General features: G+C 64.1%; 21 protein-coding genes, 2 rRNA genes and 3 pseudogenes (1 of these 26 running past the window's edge). 11 read left to right on the top strand and 15 right to left on the bottom strand.

Annotated elements, in window-relative coordinates; all coding sequences use genetic code 11:
* Positions 1 to 136 precede the first annotated feature (136 nt).
* Complete coding sequence (gene hpnD, locus I3K84_RS18570; RefSeq protein ID WP_011804634.1) at positions 137 to 976, top strand: presqualene diphosphate synthase HpnD; 840 nt, start codon at positions 137 to 139, stop codon at positions 974 to 976.
* Positions 973 to 2,277, top strand: coding sequence for a hydroxysqualene dehydroxylase HpnE (hpnE, locus tag I3K84_RS18565; protein WP_196995151.1), 1,305 nt, complete (start codon positions 973 to 975; stop codon positions 2,275 to 2,277). The genes hpnD and hpnE overlap by 4 nt, the downstream gene beginning before the upstream one ends.
* A 24-nt stretch (positions 2,278 to 2,301) precedes the next feature.
* On the opposite strand, the gene I3K84_RS18560 is transcribed toward hpnE, so the two are convergent.
* Positions 2,302 to 3,591 (bottom strand): YihY family inner membrane protein, encoded by a 1,290-nt coding sequence (locus tag I3K84_RS18560; RefSeq protein WP_011804632.1) that lies wholly within the window; start codon positions 3,589 to 3,591, stop codon positions 2,302 to 2,304.
* Positions 3,592 to 3,612: 21 nt separating this feature from the next.
* Here I3K84_RS18560 and I3K84_RS18555 point away from each other — a divergent pair, with 21 nt between their 5' ends.
* From I3K84_RS18555 to xth, 8 genes are all read left to right on the top strand, one after another.
* Complete coding sequence (locus I3K84_RS18555; RefSeq protein ID WP_123676570.1) at positions 3,613 to 4,029, top strand: DUF2069 domain-containing protein; 417 nt, start codon at positions 3,613 to 3,615, stop codon at positions 4,027 to 4,029.
* A 41-nt stretch (positions 4,030 to 4,070) separates the two neighbouring features.
* Positions 4,071 to 5,495, top strand: coding sequence for an FAD-binding oxidoreductase (locus I3K84_RS18550; RefSeq protein ID WP_196995150.1), 1,425 nt, complete (start codon positions 4,071 to 4,073; stop codon positions 5,493 to 5,495).
* Positions 5,496 to 5,547: 52 nt separating this feature from the next.
* Positions 5,548 to 6,381 (top strand): thymidylate synthase, encoded by an 834-nt coding sequence (locus I3K84_RS18545; protein ID WP_011804629.1) that lies wholly within the window; start codon positions 5,548 to 5,550, stop codon positions 6,379 to 6,381.
* Between the two features lie 82 nt (positions 6,382 to 6,463).
* On the top strand, positions 6,464 to 7,426 hold the full coding sequence (locus I3K84_RS18540) for an IS5 family transposase (protein WP_196995149.1): 963 nt from the start codon (positions 6,464 to 6,466) through the stop codon (positions 7,424 to 7,426).
* Entirely contained in the window at positions 7,423 to 7,551 is a 129-nt protein-coding gene (locus tag I3K84_RS22470) for a hypothetical protein (protein ID WP_255352815.1), read from the top strand. The genes I3K84_RS18540 and I3K84_RS22470 overlap by 4 nt, the downstream gene beginning before the upstream one ends.
* Before the next feature lie 56 nt (positions 7,552 to 7,607).
* Positions 7,608 to 8,303, top strand: coding sequence for a phospholipase D family protein (locus tag I3K84_RS18535; protein ID WP_011804628.1), 696 nt, complete (start codon positions 7,608 to 7,610; stop codon positions 8,301 to 8,303).
* A 2-nt stretch (positions 8,304 to 8,305) separates the two neighbouring features.
* The gene (locus tag I3K84_RS18530; RefSeq protein WP_196995148.1) at positions 8,306 to 8,800 is read left to right on the top strand and encodes a dihydrofolate reductase; all 495 of its coding nucleotides are present in this window, start codon (positions 8,306 to 8,308) and stop codon (positions 8,798 to 8,800) included.
* A 70-nt stretch (positions 8,801 to 8,870) separates the two neighbouring features.
* Positions 8,871 to 9,647, top strand: coding sequence for an exodeoxyribonuclease III (xth, locus tag I3K84_RS18525; RefSeq protein WP_011804626.1), 777 nt, complete (start codon positions 8,871 to 8,873; stop codon positions 9,645 to 9,647).
* 42 nt (positions 9,648 to 9,689) lie between these two features.
* Here xth and I3K84_RS18520 read toward each other — a convergent pair.
* Positions 9,690 to 9,908 (bottom strand): annotated as a pseudogene (locus tag I3K84_RS18520) (PA2169 family four-helix-bundle protein); the annotation flags it as partial.
* A gap of 92 nt (positions 9,909 to 10,000) precedes the next feature.
* Here I3K84_RS18520 and I3K84_RS18515 point away from each other — a divergent pair.
* A pseudogene (locus I3K84_RS18515) lies at positions 10,001 to 11,453 on the top strand (IS5 family transposase).
* Positions 11,454 to 11,574: 121 nt separating this feature from the next.
* Here I3K84_RS18515 and I3K84_RS18510 read toward each other — a convergent pair.
* From I3K84_RS18510 to I3K84_RS18450, 13 genes and pseudogenes are all read right to left on the bottom strand, one after another.
* Positions 11,575 to 12,339 (bottom strand): annotated as a pseudogene (locus I3K84_RS18510) (PA2169 family four-helix-bundle protein); the annotation flags it as partial.
* Positions 12,340 to 12,520: 181 nt separating this feature from the next.
* A complete protein-coding gene (gene ntrC / locus I3K84_RS18505; protein WP_196995147.1) occupies positions 12,521 to 14,056 on the bottom strand; it encodes a nitrogen regulation protein NR(I) in 1,536 nt (511 codons plus the stop codon).
* A gap of 51 nt (positions 14,057 to 14,107) precedes the next feature.
* Positions 14,108 to 15,178, bottom strand: a complete 1,071-nt coding sequence (glnL, locus tag I3K84_RS18500; RefSeq protein WP_196996136.1) for a nitrogen regulation protein NR(II) — start codon at positions 15,176 to 15,178, stop codon at positions 14,108 to 14,110.
* Between the two features lie 34 nt (positions 15,179 to 15,212).
* Positions 15,213 to 15,716, bottom strand: a complete 504-nt coding sequence (locus I3K84_RS18495) for a hypothetical protein (protein WP_015912808.1) — start codon at positions 15,714 to 15,716, stop codon at positions 15,213 to 15,215.
* Between the two features lie 206 nt (positions 15,717 to 15,922).
* A complete protein-coding gene (glnA, locus tag I3K84_RS18490; RefSeq protein WP_135147892.1) occupies positions 15,923 to 17,338 on the bottom strand; it encodes a type I glutamate--ammonia ligase in 1,416 nt (471 codons plus the stop codon).
* A 156-nt stretch (positions 17,339 to 17,494) separates the two neighbouring features.
* Positions 17,495 to 18,316 carry a molybdopterin-binding protein gene (locus tag I3K84_RS18485; protein ID WP_088887341.1) on the bottom strand — a complete coding sequence of 274 codons (822 nt, stop codon included), beginning with the start codon at positions 18,314 to 18,316 and terminating at the stop codon, positions 17,495 to 17,497.
* The gene (locus tag I3K84_RS18480) at positions 18,313 to 19,215 is read right to left on the bottom strand and encodes an EI24 domain-containing protein (protein WP_011804619.1); all 903 of its coding nucleotides are present in this window, start codon (positions 19,213 to 19,215) and stop codon (positions 18,313 to 18,315) included. Before I3K84_RS18480 ends, I3K84_RS18485 begins: the two co-directional genes overlap by 4 nt.
* Before the next feature lie 15 nt (positions 19,216 to 19,230).
* Positions 19,231 to 20,229, bottom strand: a complete 999-nt coding sequence (locus I3K84_RS18475; protein ID WP_047351605.1) for a sterol desaturase family protein — start codon at positions 20,227 to 20,229, stop codon at positions 19,231 to 19,233.
* Positions 20,230 to 20,279: 50 nt separating this feature from the next.
* Complete coding sequence (locus I3K84_RS18470) at positions 20,280 to 21,116, bottom strand: polysaccharide deacetylase family protein (RefSeq protein WP_196995146.1); 837 nt, start codon at positions 21,114 to 21,116, stop codon at positions 20,280 to 20,282.
* Positions 21,103 to 22,077 carry a YncE family protein gene (locus I3K84_RS18465; protein ID WP_196996135.1) on the bottom strand — a complete coding sequence of 325 codons (975 nt, stop codon included), beginning with the start codon at positions 22,075 to 22,077 and terminating at the stop codon, positions 21,103 to 21,105. Before I3K84_RS18465 ends, I3K84_RS18470 begins: the two co-directional genes overlap by 14 nt.
* 159 nt (positions 22,078 to 22,236) lie before the next feature.
* Complete coding sequence (locus tag I3K84_RS18460; RefSeq protein ID WP_196995145.1) at positions 22,237 to 22,974, bottom strand: 16S rRNA pseudouridine(516) synthase; 738 nt, start codon at positions 22,972 to 22,974, stop codon at positions 22,237 to 22,239.
* Between the two features lie 74 nt (positions 22,975 to 23,048).
* A 5S ribosomal RNA gene (gene rrf, locus I3K84_RS18455) occupies positions 23,049 to 23,161 on the bottom strand.
* A gap of 120 nt (positions 23,162 to 23,281) precedes the next feature.
* Positions 23,282 to 25,688 (bottom strand): 23S ribosomal RNA (locus tag I3K84_RS18450); it runs 469 nt beyond the window's last position.

Below are 25,688 nucleotides of genomic sequence, written 5' to 3'. Positions count from 1 at the left end.
GTGGGCCGGCGCCACGACAGCGGCATGACATTTCCACGTCTGGCCCGTGACGTTGCGGCGGCGCAGCGCTCAGGCCCTGCGCCGCGCATGTTTCCCCCGCGAGCCCCGCCCAGGGCCATGGGAGAATCACGCCCCCATGAGTCCTGAACAGTACGTCCAGCAAAAGGCCGCCGCCTCCGGCAGCAGCTTCTACTACGCTTTCCTCTTCCTGCCGCGCGAGCGGCGTACGGCCATCACGGCCTTCTACGCCTTTTGCCGCGAGGTGGACGACGTGGTGGACGAAGTCTCCGAAGCCAGCGTGGCCCAGGCCAAGCTGGCCTGGTGGCAGGGCGAGGTGGCCAAGGCCTTTGCCGGGCAACCCAGCCACCCGGTGATGCAGGCGCTGATGCCGCATGCGGCCGCCTACGGCATCGAACAGCGCCACCTGCTGGCCGTGATCGAGGGCTGCCAGATGGACCTGGAGCAGACGCGCTACCTGGACTTCGCGGGTCTGGCGCGCTACTGCCACCTGGTGGCCGGCGTGGTGGGCGAGGTGGCGGCGCGCATCTTCGGCCAGCAAGATGAGCGCACCACGCAGTACGCGCACAAGCTGGGCCTGGCGTTCCAGCTCACCAACATCATCCGCGACGTGGGCGAGGACGCCATGCGCGGGCGCATCTACCTGCCCATTTCCGAGCTGCAGCAGTTCGATGTGAAGGCGCACGAGATCACCAAGCGCGAGTACTCCGAGCGCTTCACCACGCTGATGCGCTTTCAGGCCGAGCGCGCGCACCTCTTCTACGACCAGGCGCTGGCGCTGCTGCCCGACGTGGATCGGCGCGCGCAGAAGCCCGGCCTGATGATGGCCAGCATCTACCGCACGCTGCTGCGCGAGATCGAGGCCGACAACTTCCAGGTACTGCACCAGCGCACCAGCCTCACGCCGCTGCGCAAGTTCTGGCTGGCCTGGAAGGTGCAGGCGCTGGGGATGATGTGAAGGTTGCCATCGTCGGCGCCGGCTGGGCCGGCATGGCCGCGGCCGTGCATGCGGTCCAGGCGGGCCACACGGTCAGCGTGTTCGAGGCCAGCCGCACCCTGGGCGGGCGCGCGCGCGCCGTGGCCGGCCAGCGCGCAGACGGCTCGCCCCTGGTGCTGGACAACGGCCAGCACATCCTCATCGGCGCCTATGCCGAATGCCTGCGCCTGATGCGCGCCGTGGGCGTCACGCCCGACTCCGCCCTGCTGCGCCTACCCCTGGCGCTGGTGTTCCCCGACGGCAGCGGCCTGGCCCTGCCCGATGCCCCGCCGCCCTGGGATGCGCTGGCCGGCATCGCCCGCGCACGCGGCTGGAGCCTGCGCGAGCGTGCGGCCCTGCTGGCGCGCGCCGCACGCTGGCGGCTGGCGGGGTTCCGGTGCGCACCGGGCACCAGCGTGGCGGACTTGTGCGCGGGCCTGCCACAGCGGCTGGTGGACGAGTTCATCGCGCCGCTGTGCGTGTCGGCGTTGAACACGCCCGTGCAAGATTCCTGCGGCCAGGTGTTCCTGCGCGTGCTGCACGACAGCCTGTTCGCCGGCCGGGGCGGCTCCCACCTGCTGCTGCCGCGCACCGACCTGGGCGCGCTGTTCCCCGAGCCCGCGGCGCACTGGCTGCAGCAGCGCGGCCACGCGGTGCACCGCGGCCAACGCGTGCAGGCACTCGCACGCGACGAGGCCGGCTGGCGCGTGGACGGCTGCGCGTTCGACGCCGTGCTGCTGGCCACCAGCAGCACCGAGTCCGCCCGCCTGGTGGCCGACGCCGCCGTGCCCGCAGCCGAGCGCCCCGCCCTGCAGACCTGGGCCGCCGGTGCGCAGGCACTGCGCTTTGGCGCCATCGCCACCGTGTATGCCGAACTGCCGGGAGCGCGCACCCCGCTGCTGCCCCGCCCCATGCTGGCGCTGCGCGCGCGGGCACAACGGCCCGCGCAGTTCGTCTTCGACCGCGCGCTGCTGGGCGGCCCGGCCGGGCTGCTGGCGTTCGTGGTCAGCGCCTTCGAGGGCGAGCGCACCGCGCTGGAGCGCGACGTGCTGGCCCAGGCGGCCGAGGACCTGGCCCTGCCCGGCCTGCGCGCGGTGCAGACGGTGGTGGAAAAGCGCGCCACCTTTGCCTGCACGCCCGCCCTGGCGCGCCCGCCGCGCGTGATTGCGCCAGGACTGCAGGCCTGCGGCGACTACGTGGCAGGGCCCTACCCCGCCACGCTGGAGGGCGCGGTACTGCACGGCGCGGCGGCCGCGCATGATTTAGGCCAAAACAGCCTCTAGCGCTTACCCATCAAGCGCTAACAGCTATCGTTTAAGGAGCATCTCAGGCGGCCGCTGCGCGGATTCGCGCGGCAGCACGTCGGCCAGCGTGAGCACCTCCAGCCCCGTGTGCGCCCACAGGCGCTCCAGCGGCGGGGTGCGCGCCAGCAGCAGGCGCTGCACCAGCGGCTCCATGTGCGTGGTGGCTGGCTCGGCCAGCAGCACGTAGCGTGCGTCGGCTGCGTCGGACCCGTCGGCGGCCGTCTCGTCCACCCGCACCACCCAATCCAGCGCCGCCAGCACCGGCAGCACGGACCCCACCTGCAGCACATCCACGCGCAGCCGCTGGGCCAGCTCCAGCACGCTCAGCCCGTGGGGCGGTTGCTGGCGCGCGCGGTGCAGCTGCTGCAGCACCTCCACGGCCAGCAAGAAGGCCCAGCCCTCGCCCGTGGCGCAGCGCGCCACGCCGGCGAGCAGGCTCGGCAGATAGGCGGCCACCACCGCACCCAGCAGCACGATGACCCAGGCCACGTACACCCACAGCAGCAAGATGGGCAGCGTGGCGAACGTGCCGTACAGCACCGAATAGGTGGGTACCGACGCCAGGTACAGCGACAGCACTTTCTTGGCCAGCTCGATGCCCACAGCGACGAACACCCCGCCCGCCCAGGCGTGGCGCCAATGCACCTGGGTGTTGGGCACATAGCGGTACAGCGCCGCCATGCCGGCGGCCAGCACGAAGAACTCGATCGCATCGAACAGCAGGCGCGCTCCGCCCGGCAGCGTGTCGCCGATACCGCGCGACGCGGCGCTGGCGACCGAGGTGGTCAGCGCCAGGCTGGCCGCCAGCACCAGCGGACCAAGCGTGAGCGCGGCCCAGTAGATCAGCACGCGCTGGCCCAGCGGGCGCAGGCGCTGCACGCGCCAGATGTTGTTGAGCGTGCGGTCGATGGTGAGGATCAGCGCCAGCGCGGTCACCATGAGGATGGACAAGCCCGCCGCGCCCAGGCCATGCGCCTTGGCGGCGAACTGCGTGAGGTAGCCCAGCACCGGGCGCGAGATGCTGTCGGGCACCAGGCTGTCCACCAGCCAGCGCTGCAGCACGAGCTGCATCTCGGCAAACATGGGGAACACGGTGAACATGGCCAGCGCCACCGTCACGAACGGCACCAGCGACAGCAGCGTGGTGAAGGTGAGGCTGCTGGCCGTCAGCCCCAGGCGGTCCTCGCGAAAGCGCTCGCGCAGCGTCTGCGCGGTGGTGCGCCAGGGGAAGTGGGAAAGCTCCACCAGCCACTCCTCGGCACGCACTGCAATGGACTGTAGGGACAACGACATGACCGATATGATGCCAGCCCCATGCATCGCGAAACCCTGCCCCCCGCCCCCGCCCTGCACATCGCCACCGACGTGGCGGCCACGCGCTGGCTGGCCGTGGGCAGCCTGGCGGCGCTGATCGTGCTGTGCCTGGCCTGGGAGCTGTGGCTGGCGCCGGTGCGCCCGGGCGGCTCGTGGCTGGCGATCAAGGCCCTGCCGCTGGCGGTGCCGCTGGCCGGGCTGCTCAAGCGGCGCATGTACACCTACCGCTGGGTCAGCCTGCTGGTGTGGCTGTATTTCACCGAAGGGGTGGTGCGCGCCTGGAGCGACCCGGCGCCCGGCAACTGGCTGGCGGGCCTGGAGATCGTGCTGTGCCTGCTGCTGTTCACCGCCTGCGCGCTGCATGTGCGGCTGCGCCAGCGTGCCGCCAAGGCGGCCCGCGCCGCCGCGCCTGCCTGAGCGTACGGAGCCTTTGCCTGACATCGACTGGATTGACCGCCATGACCACTGCCCTGCTCGACACCCTGCGCCAGATCGTTGGCGCCGCCCATGTACTGACCGAGGGCGACCTTGCCGCCTATGAACAGGACTGGCGCAAGCGCTCCCATGGCAAGTCCCTGGCCGTGGTGCGCCCGGGCTCCACGGCCGAGGTGGCAGCAGTGGTGCGCGCCTGTGCCGATGCCGGCGCGGCGATCGTGCCGCAAGGCGGCAACACCGGCCTGTCGGTGGGCAGCACGCCCGACGGCAGCGGCACGCAGGTGGTGCTGAGCCTCACGCGCATGAATGCGGTGCGCGCCATCGACCGCGACAACCTCACCATGACGGTGGAGGCCGGCTGCATATTGCAGGCCCTGCAGGAGACGGCCGAGAAAGCCGATCTGCTGTTTCCGCTGTCGCTTGCCGCAGAAGGCAGTTGCACCATCGGCGGCAACCTGTCCACCAATGCCGGCGGCACGCAGGTGGTGCGCTACGGCAACACGCGCGAGCTGTGCCTGGGCCTGGAGGTGGTTACGCCCCGGGGCGAGGTGTGGAACGGCCTCTCGGGCCTGCGCAAGGACAACACCGGCTACGACCTGCGCGACCTGTACATCGGCAGCGAAGGCACGCTCGGCATCATCACCGCGGCCACCATGAAGCTCTTCCCCCAGCCCGCTGCGCAGCTCACCGCCTGGGCCGCCGTGCCGTCGATGGGGGCGGCCGTGCGCCTGCTGGGCCTGTCGCACCAGCACCTGGGGGCCGGGCTCACGGGTTTCGAGGTGATGGGGCAGTTCGCGCTGTCGCTGGTCATCAAGCACATGCCGCAGCTGCGCGTGCCGTTCGCCGGGCTGGACGGCGCGCCACCCTACTACGTGCTGCTGGAAAACAGCGACAGCGAATCCGAAGAACACGCGCGCCAGCGCTTCGAGGCGCTGCTGGAACTGGCCTTCGAGGACGGCTGCGTGCTGGACGCCGTGGTCGCCGAGAGCCTGTCGCAAGCGCATGAGCTGTGGCATATCCGCGAGAGCATTCCGCTGGCCCAGGCCGAAGAAGGCCTGAACATCAAGCACGACATTTCGATCGCCGCGTCGCGCATCCCCGCGTTCGTGGAGCACACCGATGCGCTGCTGCAGCGCGAGATTCCCGGCGTGCGCCTGGTCAACTTCGGCCACCTGGGCGACGGCAATCTGCACTACAACGTACAGGCGCCGGCGGGCGGCGATGCGCGGGAGTTCCTGCGCACGCAGGAGGACCGCGTCAACGCCCTGGTGTACGACGCGGTGGCGCAGTTCGACGGCTCGTTCTCGGCCGAGCACGGCGTGGGCGTGCTCAAGGCCGACAAGCTGGCGCAGTACAAGTCGCCCGTGGCCCTGGGGCTGATGCGCGCCATCAAGCAGGCCCTGGACCCGCAGGGCCTCATGAACCCGGGCTGCATTCTTCAAAAATGAGAGCTGTTGGCGCTTGTCTAGCAAGCGCTGGAGCCACTTTTCATTCAAGACCATGACCCCACGCCCCATCCGCCACCAATACGAAGACCTGATGCGCCATGTGTTCGAACATGGCACGGCCAAGGGCGACCGCACGGGCACGGGCACCAAGAGCGTGTTCGGCCACCAGATGCGCTTTGACCTCTCCGAGGGCTTTCCGCTGGTGACCACCAAGAAGGTGCACCTCAAGAGCATCATCCTGGAGCTGCTGTGGTTCCTGCGCGGCGACAGCAACGTGCGCTGGCTGCAGGAGCGCGGCTGCACCATCTGGGACGAGTGGGCGCGCGACGACGGCAGCCTGGGCCCCGTGTACGGCGTGCAGTGGCGCAGCTGGCCCACGCCGGACGGCGGCCACATCGACCAGATCCAGCAGGTGATCGACACCCTCAAGACCCACCCCGACAGCCGCCGCATCATCGTGAGCGCCTGGAACGTGGCCGAGCTGGACCGGATGGCGCTCATGCCCTGCCACGCATTCTTCCAGTTCTACGTGGCGCCATCCCAGGTGGCTGGTGAGCCGGGCAAACTGAGCTGCCAGCTCTACCAGCGCAGCGCAGACATCTTCCTGGGCGTGCCGTTCAACATCGCGTCGTACGCGCTGCTCACGCACATGGTGGCGCAGCAGTGCGACCTGCAAGTGGGTGACTTCATCTGGACCGGCGGCGACTGCCATATCTACAGCAACCATTTCGAGCAGGTGCGGACCCAACTGGCGCGCCAGCCCTATGCCTACCCGACGCTGCAGATCAAGCGCCGGCCCGCATCCATCTTTGATTACGCCTACGAAGACTTCGAAGTGGTGGGCTACGAACACCACCCCGCCATCAAGGCGCCGGTGGCGGTGTAGCCAGTCTTTTCATTAAGGAAATCCTGCAAAACCCCGAACGCAGTCTGCTAGAAGCCAGGAAGTCATGGCATCCTCCCCGCCCATGAAGCAAAGCAGCCTTGACCTGAAACTGAGCACCAAAAAGACCCGCAAGCAAGAACTGCTGATCCAGATGGATTTGGTGGTGCCCTGGGCTGCTCTGGTCGAACTCATTGCGCCCTATTACCCCGAAGGCAAGAACGGCCGCCCACCCTTTGCCCTGGAGACCATGCTGCGCATCCACTGCATGCAGCAGTGGTTCACCCTGTCAGATCTGGCGATGGAAGAGGCCTTCTTTGACACCCCGATCTACCGGGAGTTTGCAGGTCTTGATGTCCATGGGAGGGTGCCTGACGAGAGCACCATCCTGAGGTTTCGTCATCGGCTGGAGAAACACAAGCTGGCCGAGCAGATTCTGGCCACTGTCAACGAGCTTCTGGCAGCCCAGGGCTTGCTGCTCAAGGCAGGCACTGCGGTCGATGCCACACTGATCGCAGCGCCTAGCTCTACCAAGAACAAGGACAGAAAGCGCGACCCAGAGATGCATTCGAGCCAAAAGGGCAACGAATGGCACTTTGGCATGAAGGCCCATATCGGCGTGGATGCAGACTCGGGACTCGTGCATACCGTCATAGGCACCTCGGGTAACGTGGCCGACGTTGTAGAGGGCAACAGCTTGCTGCACGGGCAGGAGACAGACGGGTTTGGTGATGCGGGCTACCAAGGTATCGACAAGCGCCCGGATGCAAAGAAGGACGTCACCTGGCACATCGCGATGCGCCCAGGCAAACGCAGAGCGCTGGACAAAGAGAACAACCCCGTTGACGCGCTGATAGACCAAGTGGAGAAGATCAAGGCGAGCATCCGTGCCAAGGTGGAGCATCCCTTCAGGGTGATCAAACGACAGTTTGGATACACCAAGGTGCGCTACCGGGGATTGAAGAAGAACACGTTGCAGCTCAAGACGCTGTTTGCGCTGTCCAATCTTTGGATGGTGCGCCATCAATTGCTGGAGGCGCAGGGATGAGTGCCCCTGAAATCAGGCAAATGGCCGCAAAGGCGGTGCAGATGGCCCGCAAGGGCGTGGAAAGTGGTGCGAAGACCCAGGCTAAACGCCATCCATCGCACTATCTGAAACCGGTGACCTTGTAGCACTTACGCATTCGAGTTATTCAGGGCATCCTTAACTTAAATACCAAGCAATATCAATGGCTAAGTTTTTGAACACTAGCGCAACCAATTATTTTCTAGAAGAACTAATCAAAGATGCGAAAGATCGCCTAGTTTTAATCAGTCCTTTTTTAAAACTTAACGATCGAATCAAGGAGCTTCTAGCAGACAAAAACAGGCTTAAAATTGATGTAAGAATCGTTTACGGAAAAAGCGAACTTCAGCCTGAGGAAATTTCCTGGCTAAATGACCTCACTTACATCCGCACAAGCTTTTGTAAAAATTTGCACGCAAAATGCTACATAAACGAATCGTTTTGCATTGTAACAAGCCTGAATCTCTATGAATTCAGTCAAGTCAATAATAACGAAATGGGAGTTTTATTTAATCGCACCGATGATCCAGAACTTTATCGCGACGCCTACGAAGAGGCTCAACGCATTATCCGGATCAGCGAAGAGGTAAGAATATCTTTAGAGCGGATAAATTCAAAAGATTCCGAAGAAACTACAGAGGAAGAACCGGGAAGTAAATTAACTTCATCCAAAATAGCAGCCAAACACGGCCTTAAAACAGCTCAGTTCATTGAACGTCTGATTGGCACAGGGCATCTAGAACTCAAAGATGGGAAGCCCCACCTCACGGCTAAGGGTAAAGATGCAGGTGGCGAGTACAAATTCAGTAAAAAATTTGGCTCTTACTTTATCTGGCCCGACGATTTGCAATTCGAATAGCAATGCAAACTGCCCTCATCTACGCGCGCGCCGCCAACGGCGTGATCGGCAAGGACGGCACCATGCCCTGGCATTTGCCCGAAGACCTGGCGCATTTCAAGGCGCTCACCCAGGGCCACCCGGTGATCATGGGCCGCAAGACCTGGGACTCGCTGCCCCCGCGCTTTCGGCCGCTGCCGGGGCGCGCCAACATCGTCGTGACGCGCCAGGCCGACTGGCAGGAAAGCGGCGCCCAGCGCGCATCCAGCCTGCCTGAGGCACTCGCCTTGGCCCAGCAGTCCGGCAGCACCACGGCATGGGTCATCGGCGGCGCGCAGATCTACGCCCAGGCCCTGCCCCTGGCGGCGCGCGTCGAGGTGACCGAGATCGCGCAGGACTACGAGGGCGATGCCTACGCGCCGGCCCTGGGACCGGAATGGGTGGAAACGGCCCGCAGCAGCCATGTGGGCGCGGGCGGCCTGCCCTACGCCTTCGTGACCTTCGAGCGCCGCAGCTGACGCCCCGCCTTTATCACTCTATTTTTGATAGCTGCTTGCGCTTGCTGCAAAAGCGCTGGAGGCCAAAAACATGCAAATCGCCACCTGGAACATCAATTCCCTCTCCGTGCGCCTGCCGCAGGTGTTGGCCTGGCTGGAGGCCAACCCCGTGGACGCCATCGGCCTGCAGGAGCTCAAGCTGGTGGACGAGAAATTCCCGCACGACGCCTTCGAAGCAGCGGGCTACCACGCGGTGTGCTTCGGCCAGAAGACCTATAACGGCGTGGCCATCCTCAGCCGCACGCCGCTGCGCGACGTGGTGCGCAATATCCCGGGCCATGGCGACGAGCAGGCCCGCGTCATCGCCGCTACGCTGGATACGCCTGAAGGCCCGCTGCGCCTGGTGAACTGCTACTTTGTGAATGGCCAGGCGCCAGGGACCGAGAAGTTCAGCTACAAGCTGCTGTGGCTGGAGGCGCTGCGCGACTGGCTGCGCACCGAGCTGGCCGCGCATCCACGGCTGGTGCTGGTGGGCGACTTCAATGTGGCCCCCGAGGACCGCGACTCCTTCGATCCCGTGGGCTTGAAGGACACCATCCACCACACGGTAGAGGAGCGCCAGCACTTCCAGGACTTGCTGGGGCTGGGTCTGACCGACGCCTTCCGCCTGTTCGATCAGCCCGAGAAGAGCTATTCGTGGTGGGACTACCGCATGCTGGGGTTTCAGAAGAACCGCGGGCTGCGCATCGACCACATCCTGGTCAGCGCTGCGCTGCGACCCTCCGTGACGGCCTGCCGCATCGACCGCGCGCCGCGCAAAAATCCGCAGCCCAGCGACCACGCGCCGGTCGTGGTGTCGCTGGGCTGACAGGTGGCCGACGCGGGCGACAGGCGCCCGCGCTGAAGGCCATCAGGACGCGGCCTGGTAACGGTTGCGCAGCGCGCGCACTTCGTTGTGGTTGCGCTTCACGCCCTGGGCCTGGCGCTCGACCAGGGTGCGCACGGCGGGTGGCAGTGCGTTTTCCAGCGCCTTGTTGTAGCGGGCCATGGCCACGTCCTCGCCGCGCTCGCACTCTTCCAGCACAGCCTTGTCGTCATAGGTAGTCGCCCCTGATTTATTCGTAAGCCATTGATTTTGCTGGATATTTTCTTCATTCCGGCGTATAATTTCTCCCGTTCTGATAGCGCATCCGCCTTGATTTCTGGGAGTTTCGTGCCGTGATGTTCACCTGCCCCGCCACCGACGATTTCTTCCGCTCGCGCATCGACCAGATGATCGATCTGCGCCATCCGCTGGCGGTGCTGTCTTCGCGCATGCCCTGGCAGGAGATCGAGGCGCGGGTGGCCCACCTGCTGGTGCGCAAGGCCCACGCCGGGCAGGCCATGCCCGATCTGGATTTGTTCGGCGAGAAGCCCCAGCGCCAGGCTGCGGCCAGCAAGGCCGGGCGCCCGCGCGTGGCGCTGCGCATCATGGTCTCGCTGCTGTACCTCAAGCACGCGTTCAACGAATCCGATGAGGGCGTGGTGGCCCGCTGGGCCGACACCCCGCGCTGGCAGTTCTTCTCGGGCTGCGCGTACTACGAAGACCGCCAGCCCTGCGACGCCACCACCCTGGTCAAGTTCCGTCAGTTGCTGGGCGAAGAAGGCGTGGAAGAGCTGCTGGCGCAGACCATCAACGTGGCCGTTGAACTCAAGCTGATCAAGCCGCAGGAGCTCTCTCGCGTGATCGTGGACAGCACGGTGCAGCACAAGGCGATTGCGCACCCCACCGACAGCCGCCTGCTGGAGACAGCCAGGGTCAAGCTGGTCGAAGCAGCCAAGGGTGCCGGCATCGACTTGAAGCAGACCTTTGCCAAGGAAGGCAAGGAGCTGGGCCGCAAGGCCGGGCGCTATGCCCACGCGCGCCAGTTCAAGCGCATGCGCCGCGCCATCAAGCGCCAGCGCACCATCGTCGGGCGGCTGCAGCGCGAGATCGAGAGGAAGATCGCCACTGGGGCCAGCGCCATCGGGCAAGCCGTGCGCCAAGCGCTCGCCCAGACATTGAGCAAGGCCGCGCGCATCGTGGCCCAGAGCGGCCAGCGCAAGGCGGTGGATGGACAGCCCAAGCTGTACGCCTGGCATGCCCCGGAGGTGGACTGCATCAGCAAAGGCAAGGCCAAGCAGCCCTACGAGTTCGGCGTGAAGGTGGGCATTGCCAGCACGCTCAAAGGCAACCTGATCGTGGGCGCCCGGGCCTTCCACGGCAACCCGTACGATGGTCACACCCTCACAGAGCAACTGGAGCAGGCCACGATCCTGATGCAGGACAGCGATGCAAAACCAGCGACAGCGTTCGTTGATCTGGGCTACCGGGGGGTGGATGCGGACAACCCGGATGTGCACATCGTGCACCGGGGCAAGGCCAAGCGGATCAGTGAGCAGGAAAGAAAGCTGCTCAGGCGGCGCCAGGCTATTGAACCCATCATCGGGCACCTCAAGGCCGATCACCGCATGGGTCGCTGCCACCTCAAGGGCGAACAGGGCGACCGCCTGCACGCGGTGCTGTGCGCGGCCGGCTACAACATCAAGTGGCTGCTGCGCATGATCGTCAAGAAGGGGGTGGCCTTCTTGCAGGTGGTTTTTTTGTGCCTGCTGCAAGCCAGCACACAGGAGCGTTCTTGGCTGGCCGCTGTGATGGACATGCGCTCTTGGGCTGCTGATGCCCGATCAACCCTGTGCACAGCCCTGGCCAACCGGCTGACCTTGGGGGCTGGCAGGCTCTCCCAGGCTTGAAATGAATATTTCAGGGCCGACTAGGTACTCAACGCCGCCTTCACCGACACCCAGCCGCGGTGCAGCGCGCCGGCCATGGTGCCGCCGCTGGAGGGCTCGCCGCCGTGGCTGCGGATCGCACTCTCCAGCTCCGCGGCGGCGGTTGCGCATTCCTGGGCGCGGCGCTCCAGCAGGCTCTTGAGTTCGGGCGAATCCGCACGCTCGGCCGAGGTGCGAAACCCGTACTCGCCGTCGCGGCTGCATTCCAGCAGATCGTCCAGCACGTCCACCACGTCCTCGTTGTCCATCAGCGTGGCGCCTGCCGCGGTGCCCGACGCGGTTACCGTGGGGTTGCGGCGCACGCGGTCCCACGCGGCGCGCGCGGCGGGCTGGGCCTGCGCCCATTCCAGCGAGCTTTGGGCCCGGGCGCGGCCCCAGTCGCGCGACAGTTCGGGCTCCACCGTTTCAAAATCACCGGGGTAGCGGCTGGCGGCGCTCCAGCCCATCTCATAGGCGGGGCGGTATTCTTCGTAGGCCCGGCCGGTCACGTAGTACGGTTCGCGCTGATAGGTTTCACGCCAATAGGCGTCCTCGGCCGTGGGGTTGACCGCCTCGGCCGCCGCCTTGCCGGCCAGACCGCCGACAATGGCTCCCGCCACACCGCCCACGGCAGCACCGATGGGGCCGCCGATGGCGCCCGTGGCGGCGCCCGCAACGGCTCCGCCCGCGGCGCCTACGCCCGTGCCGATGGGGTGGGCCCCCGGTTCATTGGTCAGGGGGTCACGATTGGCATCCTTGAAATCCGACATGTATCGACTCCGGTTGGTTGAACAATGAATTCATTGTTGAAGCCCCCCGGGCACCATCGGGTCGGTGACGGCAGCCCCTGCCTGTAGGACTCACGCGCACGCTGTGCATGCGCGCCACAAGGCCTTATGCTATCGAATCAATAGCTGCCAGCGCTTTCTCTTAAAGCGCCAGCGCCTTGTTTCACTCATCATCGTGCGCATCCAGGCCCAGTTCCTGGATCTTGCGCGTGATGGTGTTGCGGCCGATGCCCAGGCGCTGCGCTGCTTCCATGCGCCGCCCGTGCGTGGCCTGCAGCGCCGTGCGGATCAGGCGCGACTCGAAACGCCGCGTGAGCACGTCCCACACGTCGGCCTGGCCGCTGCGCAGCAGCTGCTGGGCCTCGCTCACCAGCGCGGGCTCCCAGCCCATGCCATCCAGGGCAGCGGCCTGGTCGGTGCGCAGGCCCGCCGGCGCAGGCGGCAGCGCGGGGGTCGACGCGCTCGTCGCGCCAGCGGCGACCTCGTCCGCCACGCCCTGCAACGGCGCGGCGGGATGCGGCGTGGCCTCCAGCACCTCGGGCGGCAGGTCCTGCGCCGAGATGACCTGCGCGGGCGCCATCACCGTCAGCCAGTGGCAGATGTTCTCCAGCTGGCGCACGTTGCCGGGGAAGGCAAAGCGTGTGAGCAGGGCCAGCGCTGCGTCGGAGATGCGCTTGGGCTCCACGCCCAGTTGCCTTGCGCTGCGCTGCAGGAAGTAGCGTGTGAGCATGGCCACGTCTTCGCTGCGCTCGCGCAGCGCCGGCAGGCGCAGGCGGATCACGTTGAGGCGGTGGAACAGGTCCTCGCGGAAGGCACCGTCCTTCACGCGCTGCTCCAGGTTCTGGTGCGTAGCGGCGATCACCCGCACATTGGCCTTCACGGCGGCATGGCCGCCCACGCGGTAGAACTGCCCGTCCGACAGCACGCGCAGCAGGCGCGTCTGCAGGTCGAAGGGCATGTCGCCGATTTCGTCAAGGAACAGTGTGCCGCCCTCGGCCTGCTCGAAGCGCCCGCGCCGCTGCGTCTGCGCACCCGTGAAGGCACCGCGCTCATGGCCGAAGAGCTCGCTCTCCAGCAGGTCCTTCGGGATGGCCGCAGTGTTGATGGCCACGAAGGGCCCACCCGCCACGGGCGAGTGCTTGTGCAGCGCGCGCGCCACGAGTTCCTTGCCCGAGCCAGATTCGCCCGTGATCAGCACCGTGACCACGCTCTGGCTCAGACGGCCGATGGCGCGGAACACGTCCTGCATGGCGGGTGCCTGGCCCAGCATCTCGGGCATCGCGGTGAGCTGCTGCTCGGCGACCTCCTCGCGCTGGCTTTCCTCCACGGCGCGGCGGATCAGCTCCACCGCCTTGGGCAGGTCAAACGGCTTGGGCAGGTATTCAAAGGCGCCGCCCTGGAAGGCGGACACGGCGCTGTCCAGGTCGGAATACGCCGTCATCACGATGACCGGCAGACCGGGTTGCAGGCCGCGCACCTTCTCCAGCAGTTGCAGGCCGGAGCCGCCCGGCATGCGGATATCGCTCACCAGGACCTGCGGTCCCTGGTGGGTGGGGTCGCCCGCGGCCACATCGGCCAGCGCGTCCAGTACATCGCGCGCCTGCGTGAAGCTGCGCGTGGGCAGGTTTTCGCGCGCCAGCGCCTTTTCGAGGACGAAGCGGATCGAAGGGTCGTCGTCTACTATCCAGATCGGCTTCATGTGTTCCAGCTCCCTTTACCTTTACCCGTTGGGGTCGTGCGTGTCAGGGACTCAAGGCAGTGGTATGAGGATGCGGAAGTCGGTGCGGCCCGGCTGGCTCTCGCACTCAATGAGCCCATGGTGTCGCTGCACAAAGGTTTGCGCCAGCGTCAAGCCCAGTCCCGATCCCCCGTCCCGCCCCGTCACCAGCGGATAGAAGATCCGCTCCTTGATGGCTTCGGGCACGCCCGGTCCGTTGTCGATGACATGCAATTCCAATGCCAGCCGGTAGCGTTGGCGCCCGAACGTGACCTGCCGCGCCACGCGCGTGCGCAGCGTGATGACCGCGTCGCCCGCGGCAATGCGCTCGTGCAACGCCTGCGCCGCGTTCTGCACGATGTTCAGCACGGCCTGGATGAGCTGCGCGCGGTCGCCGCGAAACTCAGGGATGGAGGTGTCATAGTCGCGCAGCACGGCCAGGCCCTGCGGATGCTCGACCAGTACCAGGGAGCGCACGCGCTCGCAGACTTCGTGGATATTCACATCGCCGACGAGGTGCGGGTGACGGTGCGGCGCCAGCAGCCGGTCCACCAGGCTTTGCAGGCGGTCGGCCTCGTGGATGATGACCTGGGTGTACTCGGTCAGGTCGCGGCTTTCCAGCTCCATCTCCAGCAGCTGCGCCGCCCCTCGGATGCCGCCCAGCGGGTTCTTGATCTCGTGCGCCAGATTGCGGATCAGCTCCTTGTTGGCCTGCGCCTGCTCGCGCAGCCGCTCCTCGCGGTCCTGGCGCGCCTGCGCCTCCAGGGGCCACAGCTCTACGATCACGTCGCCGCTGTGCTCCACCACCGCCACGCTGGCGTGCACCGGCAAAGGCTCCTGCGGCGAGCGGCGCAGCACGGCTTCGAAGCGCAGCGCCGCGAAGTCGCGCCCGCGCGCGCCGGCCAGCGCCGTCTGCAGGATGGTCGGATCGGTGAACAGGCCGGCGAAGTCCACGCCTTCCAGCGTGCGGCGCGACAGGCCCAGGGCGTTTTCCAGCGCTGCGTTGACGAAGATAGCCGCCCCGCCGGGGTGCAGCACGGCAATCAGCGTGGAGACGAGGTCCAGCGCCTGGTAGCGGTCCGTTGGGGTGGGCTCTTGGATGATCGCGCCTTTGTGCCGCACGCGGGGACCGCGGCGTTTACTTGTTCAGGCGCGAGAGTTCGCGCTTGATGCCGGCCACATCGGCCTCGGCCCGGGCCACGCTGGCCTTGAGCTCGGCCGTGCGCTCGATGTAGCCCTGCGGGTTGCGCAGCTCCAGCGCCGTGCGCTGAGGCGAGCCGTCGTTGTACTCCTTGCGCAACTCGGCCAGGCGGGTTTCCGCCTTGCTCAGTTCAGACTCCAGGATGGCGCGCGCATCGGCGTCGCGCGCACGTTGGTCGGCCGCGCCCACGCGCGGAGCGTTCGCGGGCGAACTGCTGGCGCTGGCACCGGAAGCGCCGGCGCTGCCGCCCGAGGAGGCCGCCGCCGGTCGCGAACCCTGCAGCACCGTCACATTGCCACCTTCCACGAGCTTGCAGCCGCGCTCCTTGGCCTGCGTGGCGTTGTTGGTGTATTCGTTGCCGCAGCGGTAGATGCGGTCCTGCGCCCAGGCGGGCTGCAGCACGGCGGCGATAACGGTCAGGGCGAACAAAGTGCTTTTCATCGAATTCCTCACATGGCATGCGTCGGGCATGCGCGGTGCCGGTGAGTATCCCCCAATCACTCCAACCCGCCAATTGCGACGGCCCAACGCTGCGGTTTTGGTGCGACGGGCTGCCGTGCTCCGTCAACCCCGCACGCAGCCCGTCCATAGAAAAAGGCGGCCGGAGCCGCCTTGTTGACAACAGTCGGGGGCCTGAGCCCCTGCCATCACAGCGAGTAGTACATGTCGTACTCGACGGGATGCACGGCCATGCGGAAGCGCGTGACTTCCTGCATCTTCAGCTCGATGTAGGCGTCGAGCATGGAGTCGGTGAACACGCCGCCCTTGGTCAGGAACGCGCGGTCCTTGTTCAGCGCTTCCAGCGCCTGGTCCAGGCTGTGGCACACGGTGGGCACCAGCTTGTCTTCCTCCGGCGGCAGGTGGTACAGGTCCTTGGTAGCGGCTTCGCCCGGGTGGATCTTGTTTTCCACGCCGTCCAGACCCGCCATCAGCAGGGCCGCAAAGCCCAGGTAGGGGTTCATCAGCGGATCGGGGAAGCGCGCTTCCACGCGGCGGCCCTTCGGGTTGGCCACGAACGGGATGCGGATGGAGGCCGAGCGGTTCTTGGCCGAGTAGGCCAGCTTCACCGGCGCCTCGAAGTGCGGCACCAGGCGCTTGTAGCTGTTGGTGCCAGGGTTCGTGATGGCGTTCAGTGCGCGGGCGTGCTTGATGATGCCGCCGATGTAGTACAGCGCGAAGTCCGACAGACCCGCATAGCCGTCGCCGGCGAACAGGTTCTTGCCGTCCTTCCAGACCGACTGGTGCACGTGCATGCCCGAGCCGTTGTCGCCGTGGTAGGGCTTGGGCATGAAGGTGGCGGTCTTGCCGTAGGCGTTGGCCACGTTGTGGATCACGTACTTCTGCAGCATGGTCCAGTCGGCACGCTCCACCAGCGTGCTGAACCGGGTGCCGATCTCGTTCTGGCCGGCACCGGCCACTTCGTGGTGGAACACCTCGACCGGAATGCCCAGGGATTCAAGGATCAGGGACATCTCGGCGCGCATGTCCTGCGTGCTGTCGACCGGGGGCACGGGGAAATAGCCGCCCTTGGTGGTGGGACGGTGGCCACGGTTGCCGCCTTCGAGCTTGGCGCCGGTATTCCAGGGGGCTTCGTACTCTTCGATCTCGTAGAAGGTGTGGTTGGGATCGGTGCTCCAGCGCACGCCGTCGAAGATGAAGAACTCGGGCTCCGGGCCGAAATAGGCCGTGTCGCCCATGCCGGAGGCCTTCAGGTACGCCTCGGCACGCTTGGCGATGGAGCGCGGGTCGCGGTCGTAGGCCTTGCCGTCGGCCGGCTCCACCACGTCACACGCCATGATCATGGTGGTTTCTTCGAAGAACGGGTCGATGTTGGCGGTGTTCGGATCGGGCATGAGCAGCATGTCCGACGCCTCGATCCCCTTCCAGCCGGCGACCGACGAGCCGTCGAACGCATGGCCCGAGGCGAACTTGTCTTCGTCGAAGTGCGAGATCGGCACGGTGACGTGCTGTTCCTTGCCGCGGGTATCCGTGAAGCGGAAGTCCACGAACTTGACTTCGTTTTCCTTCACCATCTTCATCACGTCTGCAACGGTCTTGGCCATCAGGGTTCTCCAGGGATAGAAGTGCTCATCAACAATGATGCGCACAGAAAAGCAGTTTGCGTGCCAGCGAATGGGGACACCCGTACGGGGCAAGCCGGGCGCAGAGCCCTGCGACGGCGCACCAAACGCGTGCAGGATTTTAAGTGGCCCGCCTTCTTACCATTTGCGCACCATTTCAGGGCCTATGGATGCACCTGTTTGGTGCAAACCTTCCTGCAGCGCCTGCCACGCGGCAGGCACCAAGGCAGCGGCCCCCTTGACGCCCAATTCCACATGGCGCCCGTGTACCGGGTGGTCCACGCTCGGCAGGCTGAACACCTTGATCCCCGGATGTCCGGCCTCGACCCGCTCCATGAGCGGGGTCAGCGCGGCTTCCATCGCGCCGTAAAGCACGACGGAGCGCTCCATCTGCGGCTGCTGGTTGAACCACGGGGCACAGTAATGCTGGAGTGCCCAGTCCACCATAGGCCAAGCCATGACCGGGAACCCCGGCACGAAATGCACCATGCCGCCCCCAGGGCCGTCACACGAGAAGCCGGGGATCTTGTTGTAAGGGTTGGGAATGATGCGCGCACCCTCAGGAAAAACGCCCATGTTCAGCCGATGCAGATTGTCGGCGCGGTCGGGGTCGAACGCCTCGCCCTGTTCCCGTGCCACATCCTGCATGCGCTCGGTGATCAGGCGCTTGGCCTCGGGGTGCAGGACCAACGGGCGCTGCAGCGCGGCCGCCGCGCACTGGCGTGTGTGGTCGTCGGGAGTGGCACCAATGCCGCCGCAGCTGAACACGATGTCCGACGAGGCGAAGGCGCGCTGCAGCGCCGCCGTGATGCGCGGACGGTCGTCGCCTACGTAGTCCGCATAGGACAGCGCAAGCCCGCGTGCCGCAAGCAGTTCGATGACCTTGGCGAGGTGCTTGTCCGCCCGCTTGCCCGAGAGGATTTCATCGCCAACGATGATGAGGCCGAAAGCCGGTGTCATGGGTTGTCCTGCAGGTGAGACGAGGATGGCAAAGAAGGCGCTGGCGTTGCGGGCGCGGCGGTTGCAGGCGTATCGCCCGGCGGGCGTTCGCCTCGCTGCTCGCGCAGCTGTTGCAGCGCGGCCAGACAGAAATGCGTGAACCACAGCGATGAGAAGGCGAACACCAGCGTGTAGATCCAGATGGCGATCGGCACCAGGACGAGGAACGCCGCTGCGAACACCACGCCCGACGCCCAGACAATGCCGGGCGCGGCCCCTAGAAATCCGCTCAGCACGCCAATGCTCAGCAGGCTGAGCTGATGGCGCTTGAAAATCTCCTGCCGCTCCGGCTTGCTCGCGTGTTCGGCCAGTGCGTCAAAGGCCATGACACGGTAGGTGAGCCATCCCCAGATGAGCGGAGGCAGGATCAACACCAGCGGCGGGACCAGCCACAGCGGCATGGACAGCACCAGCGCAATGAGCGCCGCGATGGTCGACCCCAGAGACCACAGCACGCTGGCAAGGAATGAACCGCCCCGCTTGCGCTGCAGTTGCGCAAAACGCCGCTGCGCCACCAGAGTCACGATGGCAGGGGCCATCAATACGGCCACCGCGAGCACGCAGACAATGACGATCAGTGGCGTGGCTCCCATGAGCACCAGCAGCGGCGCTAGCGCCACGGGCAGGTTATCCACGCCAAAGTTGTGCAGCCACCCCCACAGCAGGCCCAGCCAGGTGGAGCTTTCCAGCGCCGTCTGCGTCCAGGCCACGGCAGTTGTCCAGAACAGGTAGCCGCCGCCCAGCGCCACCACCGTGATCAGCACCAGCGGCAACAGCGACAGCGCAATGACGCGCGGCATCAGGCAATAGCCCACTGCGCGCCAGAAGGAATCGATGAAAAGCCCCATGCGCGCGAGCATAGCGCGATCGGCTCTCTACGCCCGCCCCACCAGCCGCAGCAGGCCGCGCCACTGCTGCGCCCAGAACCCCCGCCCGTAATCACGCACGCGGCCGTCCGCGTCCGCCTCCACCTGGTCGCGCACGCCCGTGGGCTCGTAGCGATGCTCGAAGTTGGCCGTACCGAACAACATGTCCCACCACGGCAACAACACGCCGAAGTTGTTGCCCCCGGGCACTGCCGCATGCAGGTGCTGATCGGTTCCCTGCCCAGGTGCAGCTTCAGGGCCCACGCCCATGGCGTGGTGCATGCGGTGGAAACGCGGGCTGACCCACAGGCGCTCGCCCACCTGGCCGAACCACAGGCGCAGGTTGGCGTGGTGCAGGTTCTCGCTGAGCTGCGTGAGGGCCACGATGGCGACAAACTGCCCCGGCGCCACACCAATGCACTGCGCGACGAACACGATGATGGCATCGCGCAGCAGATCGTCCAGCAGATGGTTGCGGTTGTCGCTCCACATCGTCATCTGCCGCTGCGAATGGTGGAGCGCATGCAGCCTCCACCACCATTCAAAGCGGTGCTGGCCGCGGTGGATCCCATAGTCCACGAAGTCGAACACCAGCAGGTATAGCAGCAGGCTCACGACGGGCAAGTCGGAGACACCCGGCCAGAGCGCATCCAGCTGCAGGGTCTTCCAGCCATGGGCGCGCAGGGCGCCAAACAGTGCATTCCACAGAGGCTCCGTGGTGAAGAACAGTGCCAGGCGAAAAAGACCCAGGCGATGGATCAGCGTGTAAAGCATGTCCACGTGCACGGCATCACGGTCGCGCAACAGCTCCACCGGGCGCCAACGCTCCAAAGGCCCGATCACCGCGACCATCACCCCCAGTTGCAGCAGTCCCACCAGCAGCCACCCGGTGGCGGCATAACCGTCCTCCAGCACATTGGCCTGGCCCAGCATGAAGAGCGCGGGCTGTACCAGCGTCTCGAACAGCCATTGCTGCGCGGTATCGAATAAATAGGTCAGCCCTGACATGAGTCACCGTGGCGTTGCGTGGGTGCGCGGCAGCATAGCCGGGCGTTGTGTCATTTTCTCTGCGCTTGTGCTCCGTACACAGGATGCTCGCGCAGCGTGCGAAAGCACAGGCCCCGCGCCTTCAGGCCTTTGACGAGAGGCTCCAGCACAGCGGGTGCCCATGGATCCTTGCGTGACCAGATGCCCAGATGCGCCAGCAGGATGTCGCCGTCACGAACGGTGCGCAACGCACGCTCCAGCAGGGCCGTATTGCTGTAGTGGTCGCTGGGCAGCTCGTCCCCGAGGAATCCCGCAGCACTCCATCCCACATGCGTATAACCGCAGGATTTGGCAGCCTCCAGCAGGCGCTGCGAGGTCTTGCCGCCCGGCGCGCGGAATAGCGGGAGCGGCTCCCGGCCCGTCAGGACACGCAACCGGCTCGCAGCGCCATCGATCTGTGCGCAGTATTGCGCCCCCGTCATCGTCAGGTCCTGACCTGCCTGAGGACCGGCCGATGGTCTGACCTTGAACCGCGGCTGCAGCGGCGTCCCCTGGTCGGCACGCCAGTACACATGGTGCAGCGTGTGCGATGCGAACTCGTGCCCTTCTGCAGCGCGCGCGCGCCACCAGGGCGCCCAGTAGCCATCCAGGCTGCTGCCGCCCGTCTGAGTCGGTTCGTCTGCGGCAAAGAAGGTCGCCTTGACCTGCTGGCGCTGAAGCACCTCGGCCACCAGATGCGCAACGCCCATGTGGCCAGTGTCAAAAGTCAGGTACACAGCGCCTTTGCAGTCATTTTGGCCTGTAGCGCTTGCTGGATAAGCGCCAGCAGCTATCAAAATTGAAGCGCAACAAATATGCCACCTCCGCCGTGCTCTGGGGGAGCGGCCGCGTGGCTCAGCGCCTGGCATGTCGGAGTGTCCAAACGCCGTGGGGAGACTTGCCCACTTGAACGGCCCGTGCCACCTTGCGCTCCACCGTGTCGATCACGAGCATCTTGCGCGCCCAGCGGGCGCTGACGTAGAGCCAGCGACCATCCGCCGAGACATCCATGCAGTCCGGCCCGCCGGGCGCCGGATAGCCATCCACCACGCGCAGCGCCTGCATGTCGATCTTGCTGATGGTATTGGCCACTCGGTTGCTCACGAACAGATGGCGACCGTCGCCCGCAGCGCGAAAGGCATGGGCGCCATCTCCCGTCTTGATGCGTTGCACGCTGCGCGGCTGCTCACCGACAATGTCGAAGACCTCCACGCTATCGCTGCCGGTAAGGCCGACAAAAAGATGCTTGCCGTCGGGGCTGCCGTACACATCCGCCGGCATGGCACCTGTCTTTGTGCGCCACTTGATCTTTTGCGTCGATATATCGATGGCCACCAGCTCATCGCTGTCCTGCATGGTCGAATACACCGTGCGGCTGCCGGCATCGATCCACAGGTGGCTTGGCGTCTTGCCAGTGGACACGCGCTGCACGAGCGTGAGCTCCTTGCCGTCCCAACGGTAGAAGTCCACATGGTTGAGGCGGTTGGCCGCCGTGACCAACCATTTCATGTCAGGTGATAACCGCAAGTGGTAAGGATCCACGATCCCCCGCACCGTACGCTGCACTTGCGCAGTGGCCGGGTCCACGAAGGTCAGGCTATCGCCGAGCGCGTTGGCAACAATCAGCGATTTCTCGTCAGGCGTGAGGTACAGGTGGTGCGGCTCCTTGCCAGTGGCAATACGGCCGATTTCGGTCCAGGTCGCGGGGTCGATGACGCTGATGTCCGCCTGCAGCGAATTGAGAACGAACACCGGTGGCTCACTCGCACCAGCGGACGTTCCCCACACCAGCCAAGCAGCCCACCACGCGCATGCCACGCGCCTCATCATCTGATTGACCACCCTGCTCCCCTTCCTACTGGGCACCCGCCTGCGAACATTCGGACATCACTCACAGAAGTGACTTGCAGACAACGGACGCGATGTGCGCGACGTTGACGCAACCGCCTATTGGATCGCGACGGGCGCAGACCACTTGTCTGTCTTTCGCTACCGCAGCAGGGCGAGGTCCTCTTCGCCGAGCCAACGCCACTCCCCCGGCTGCATATCCGCCGGCAATGCCAAACGGCCGATGTGCGACCGATGCAAGGCTTCCACCCGATTGCCTACCGCGGCAATCATGCGCTTCACTTGGTGGTACTTCCCTTCCGTCAGGGTCAGGTCAAGCACATGCGCGTCGACTAGCGCGCAGGCAGCCGCCCGCACAGGGCGTGGGTCATCATCGAGCACCACACCTCCCAGCAAGCGGTCGACCTGCTCCTTGGTCAGCGGATGCTTGGCAGTCACACGGTACACCTTTGGCACATGCTTTTTGGGCGAACTCATGCGGTGGATGAATTGCCCATCGTCACTGAGTAACAGCAAACCGGTGGTGTCCTGGTCCAAGCGCCCCACGGCCTGCACACCATCCACAGAACCCTTGCTGGGCCTCTGCCTAAGCGGAGCGGGCAACAACGTGTAGATGCTGGGATAGGCCGATGGCTTTTGCGAACACTCGGTTCCTGCAGGCTTATGGAGCATGACATAGGCCCTGGGTTGGTATGGCCAATCCACTCCTTGAACGCGCAACACCAAACCTTCGACATCAATATCCTGCGTCGCGTCTTGGCAGATCGTGGGCTCTAGGGTGCCTGTCGCATGAATGGCAACTCTGCCCTGCTGAATCAAGCCGGCGCAAATGCGGCGCGTGCCGAATCCTTGCGAATAGAGAATGTCCTGAAGCTGCATGAAATACGGCGTTATCGCTGCAAAGCAAAACGCCCTCCCACTGTGTTAGTGGGAGGGCGGTTTGGGCTGTAAGAGCCTGACGATGACCTACTTTCACACGGGAACCCGCACTATCATCGGCGCGAAGTCGTTTCACTGTCCTGTTCGGGATGGGAAGGAGTGGGACCAACTTGCTATGGTCATCAGGCATAAAGGGTTGCTGAGCAGTGAGGACTGCACAGCGAATTCATAGAGTCTGTGAATCAGCGTGGATTTGATTGCGTACTTGGCATAACAGTCTTGAACTGCGATTGGCAGTCAAAGTTATAGGGTCAAGCCGCACGGGCAATTAGTACTGGTTAGCTTAATGCATTGCTGCACTTCCACACCCAGCCTATCAACGTCGTGGTCTACAACGACCCTTCAGGGGGCTCAAGGCCCCGGCAGATCTCATCTTGAAACGAGTTTCCCGCTTAGATGCTTTCAGCGGTTATCTCTTCCACACTTAGCTACTCGGCAATGCCACTGGCGTGACAACCGATACACCAGAGGTGTGTCCACTCCGGTCCTCTCGTACTAGGAGCAGGCTTCCTCAAATCTGCAGCGCCCACGGAAGATAGGGACCAAACTGTCTCACGACGTTTTAAACCCAGCTCACGTACCTCTTTAAATGGCGAACAGCCATACCCTTGGGACCGACTACAGCCCCAGGATGAGATGAGCCGACATCGAGGTGCCAAACACCGCCGTCGATATGAACTCTTGGGCGGTATCAGCCTGTTATCCCCAGAGTACCTTTTATCCGTTGAGCGATGGCCCTTCCATACAGAACCACCGGATCACTATGTCCTGCTTTCGCATCTGCTCGACTTGTCAGTCTCGCAGTTAAGCACGCTTATGCCATTGCACTATCGTCACGATGTCCGACCGTAACTAGCGTACCTTCGAACTCCTCCGTTACGCTTTGGGAGGAGACCGCCCCAGTCAAACTGCCTACCATGCACTGTCCCCGATCCAGATAATGGACCTAGGTTAGAACCTCAAACGCACCAGGGTGGTATTTCAACGTTGGCTCCATGAGATCTAGCGACCTCACTTCAAAGCCTCCCACCTATCCTACACAGATCCGTTCAAAGTCCAATACAAAGCTACAGTAAAGGTTCATGGGGTCTTTCCGTCTTTCCGCGGGGAGATTGCATCATCACAAACATTTCAACTTCGCTGAGTCTCAGGAGGAGACAGTGTGGCCATCGTTACGCCATTCGTGCAGGTCGGAACTTACCCGACAAGGAATTTCGCTACCTTAGGACCGTTATAGTTACGGCCGCCGTTTACTGGGACTTCAATCAAGAGCTTGCACCCCATCATTTAATCTTCCAGCACCGGGCAGGCGTCACACCCTATACGTCCACTTTCGTGTTTGCAGAGTGCTGTGTTTTTATTAAACAGTCGCAGCCACCGATTTTTTGCAACCGCTTTGGGCTCCCTTTGTACAAGTTCACCTACTTGCGGCATACCTTCTCCCGAAGTTACGGTATCAATTTGCCGAGTTCCTTCTCCTGAGTTCTCTCAAGCGCCTTAGAATACTCATCTCGCGCACCAGTGTCGGTTTGCGGTACGGTCGTCAATAGCTGAAGCTTAGTGGCTTTTCCTGGAAGCAGGGTATCACTCACTTCGTCTGCAAGCAGACTCGTTATCACCCCTCATCTAAGCCCGGCGGATTTGCCTACCAGGCACGACTACAGGCTTGAACCAACATATCCAACAGTTGGCTGAGCTAACCTTCTCCGTCCCCACATCGCACTATTGATCGGTACAGGAATATTGACCTGTTTCCCATCAGCTACGCATCTCTGCCTCGCCTTAGGGGCCGACTCACCCTACGCCGATGAACGTTGCGTAGGAAACCTTGCGCTTACGGCGAGCGGGCTTTTCACCCGCTTTAACGCTACTCATGTCAGCATTCGCACTTCTGATACCTCCAGCATCCGTTACCAGACACCTTCACAGGCTTACAGAACGCTCTCCTACCACGTGCAATAAATTGCACATCCGCAGCTTCGGTAACTGGCTTAGCCCCGTTACATCTTCCGCGCAGGACGACTCGATCAGTGAGCTATTACGCTTTCTTTAAATGATGGCTGCTTCTAAGCCAACATCCTGACTGTTTTAGCCTTCCCACTTCGTTTCCCACTTAGCCAATTTTAGGGACCTTAGCTGGCGGTCTGGGTTGTTTCCCTCTTGAGTCCGGACGTTAGCACCCGGTGCTCTGTCTCCCAAGCTGTACTCTGCAGTATTCGGAGTTTGCCTTGGTTTGGTAAGTCGCCATGACCCCCTAGCCAAAACAGTGCTCTACCCCCGCAGGTAATACTTGAGGCACTACCTAAATAGTTTTCGGAGAGAACCAGCTATTTCCAAGTTTGTTTAGCCTTTCACCCCTATCCACAGCTCATCCGCTAGTTTTGCAACACTAGTCGGTTCGGACCTCCAGTACCTGTTACGGCACCTTCATCCTGGCCATGGATAGATCACTTGGTTTCGGGTCTACACCCAGCGACTGAACGCCCTGTTCGGACTCGATTTCTCTACGCCTCCCCTATTCGGTTAAGCTCGCCACTGAATGTAAGTCGCTGACCCATTATACAAAAGGTACGCCGTCACCCCTAAGGGCTCCGACTTTTTGTAAGCATGCGGTTTCAGGATCTATTTCACTCCCCTCCCGGGGTTCTTTTCGC

Source organism: Diaphorobacter sp. JS3051 (genome assembly GCF_015832135.1).
Lineage (GTDB): Bacteria > Pseudomonadota > Gammaproteobacteria > Burkholderiales > Burkholderiaceae_C > Diaphorobacter > Diaphorobacter nitroreducens.
This window is presented reverse-complemented; position numbering and strand designations above follow the sequence as displayed.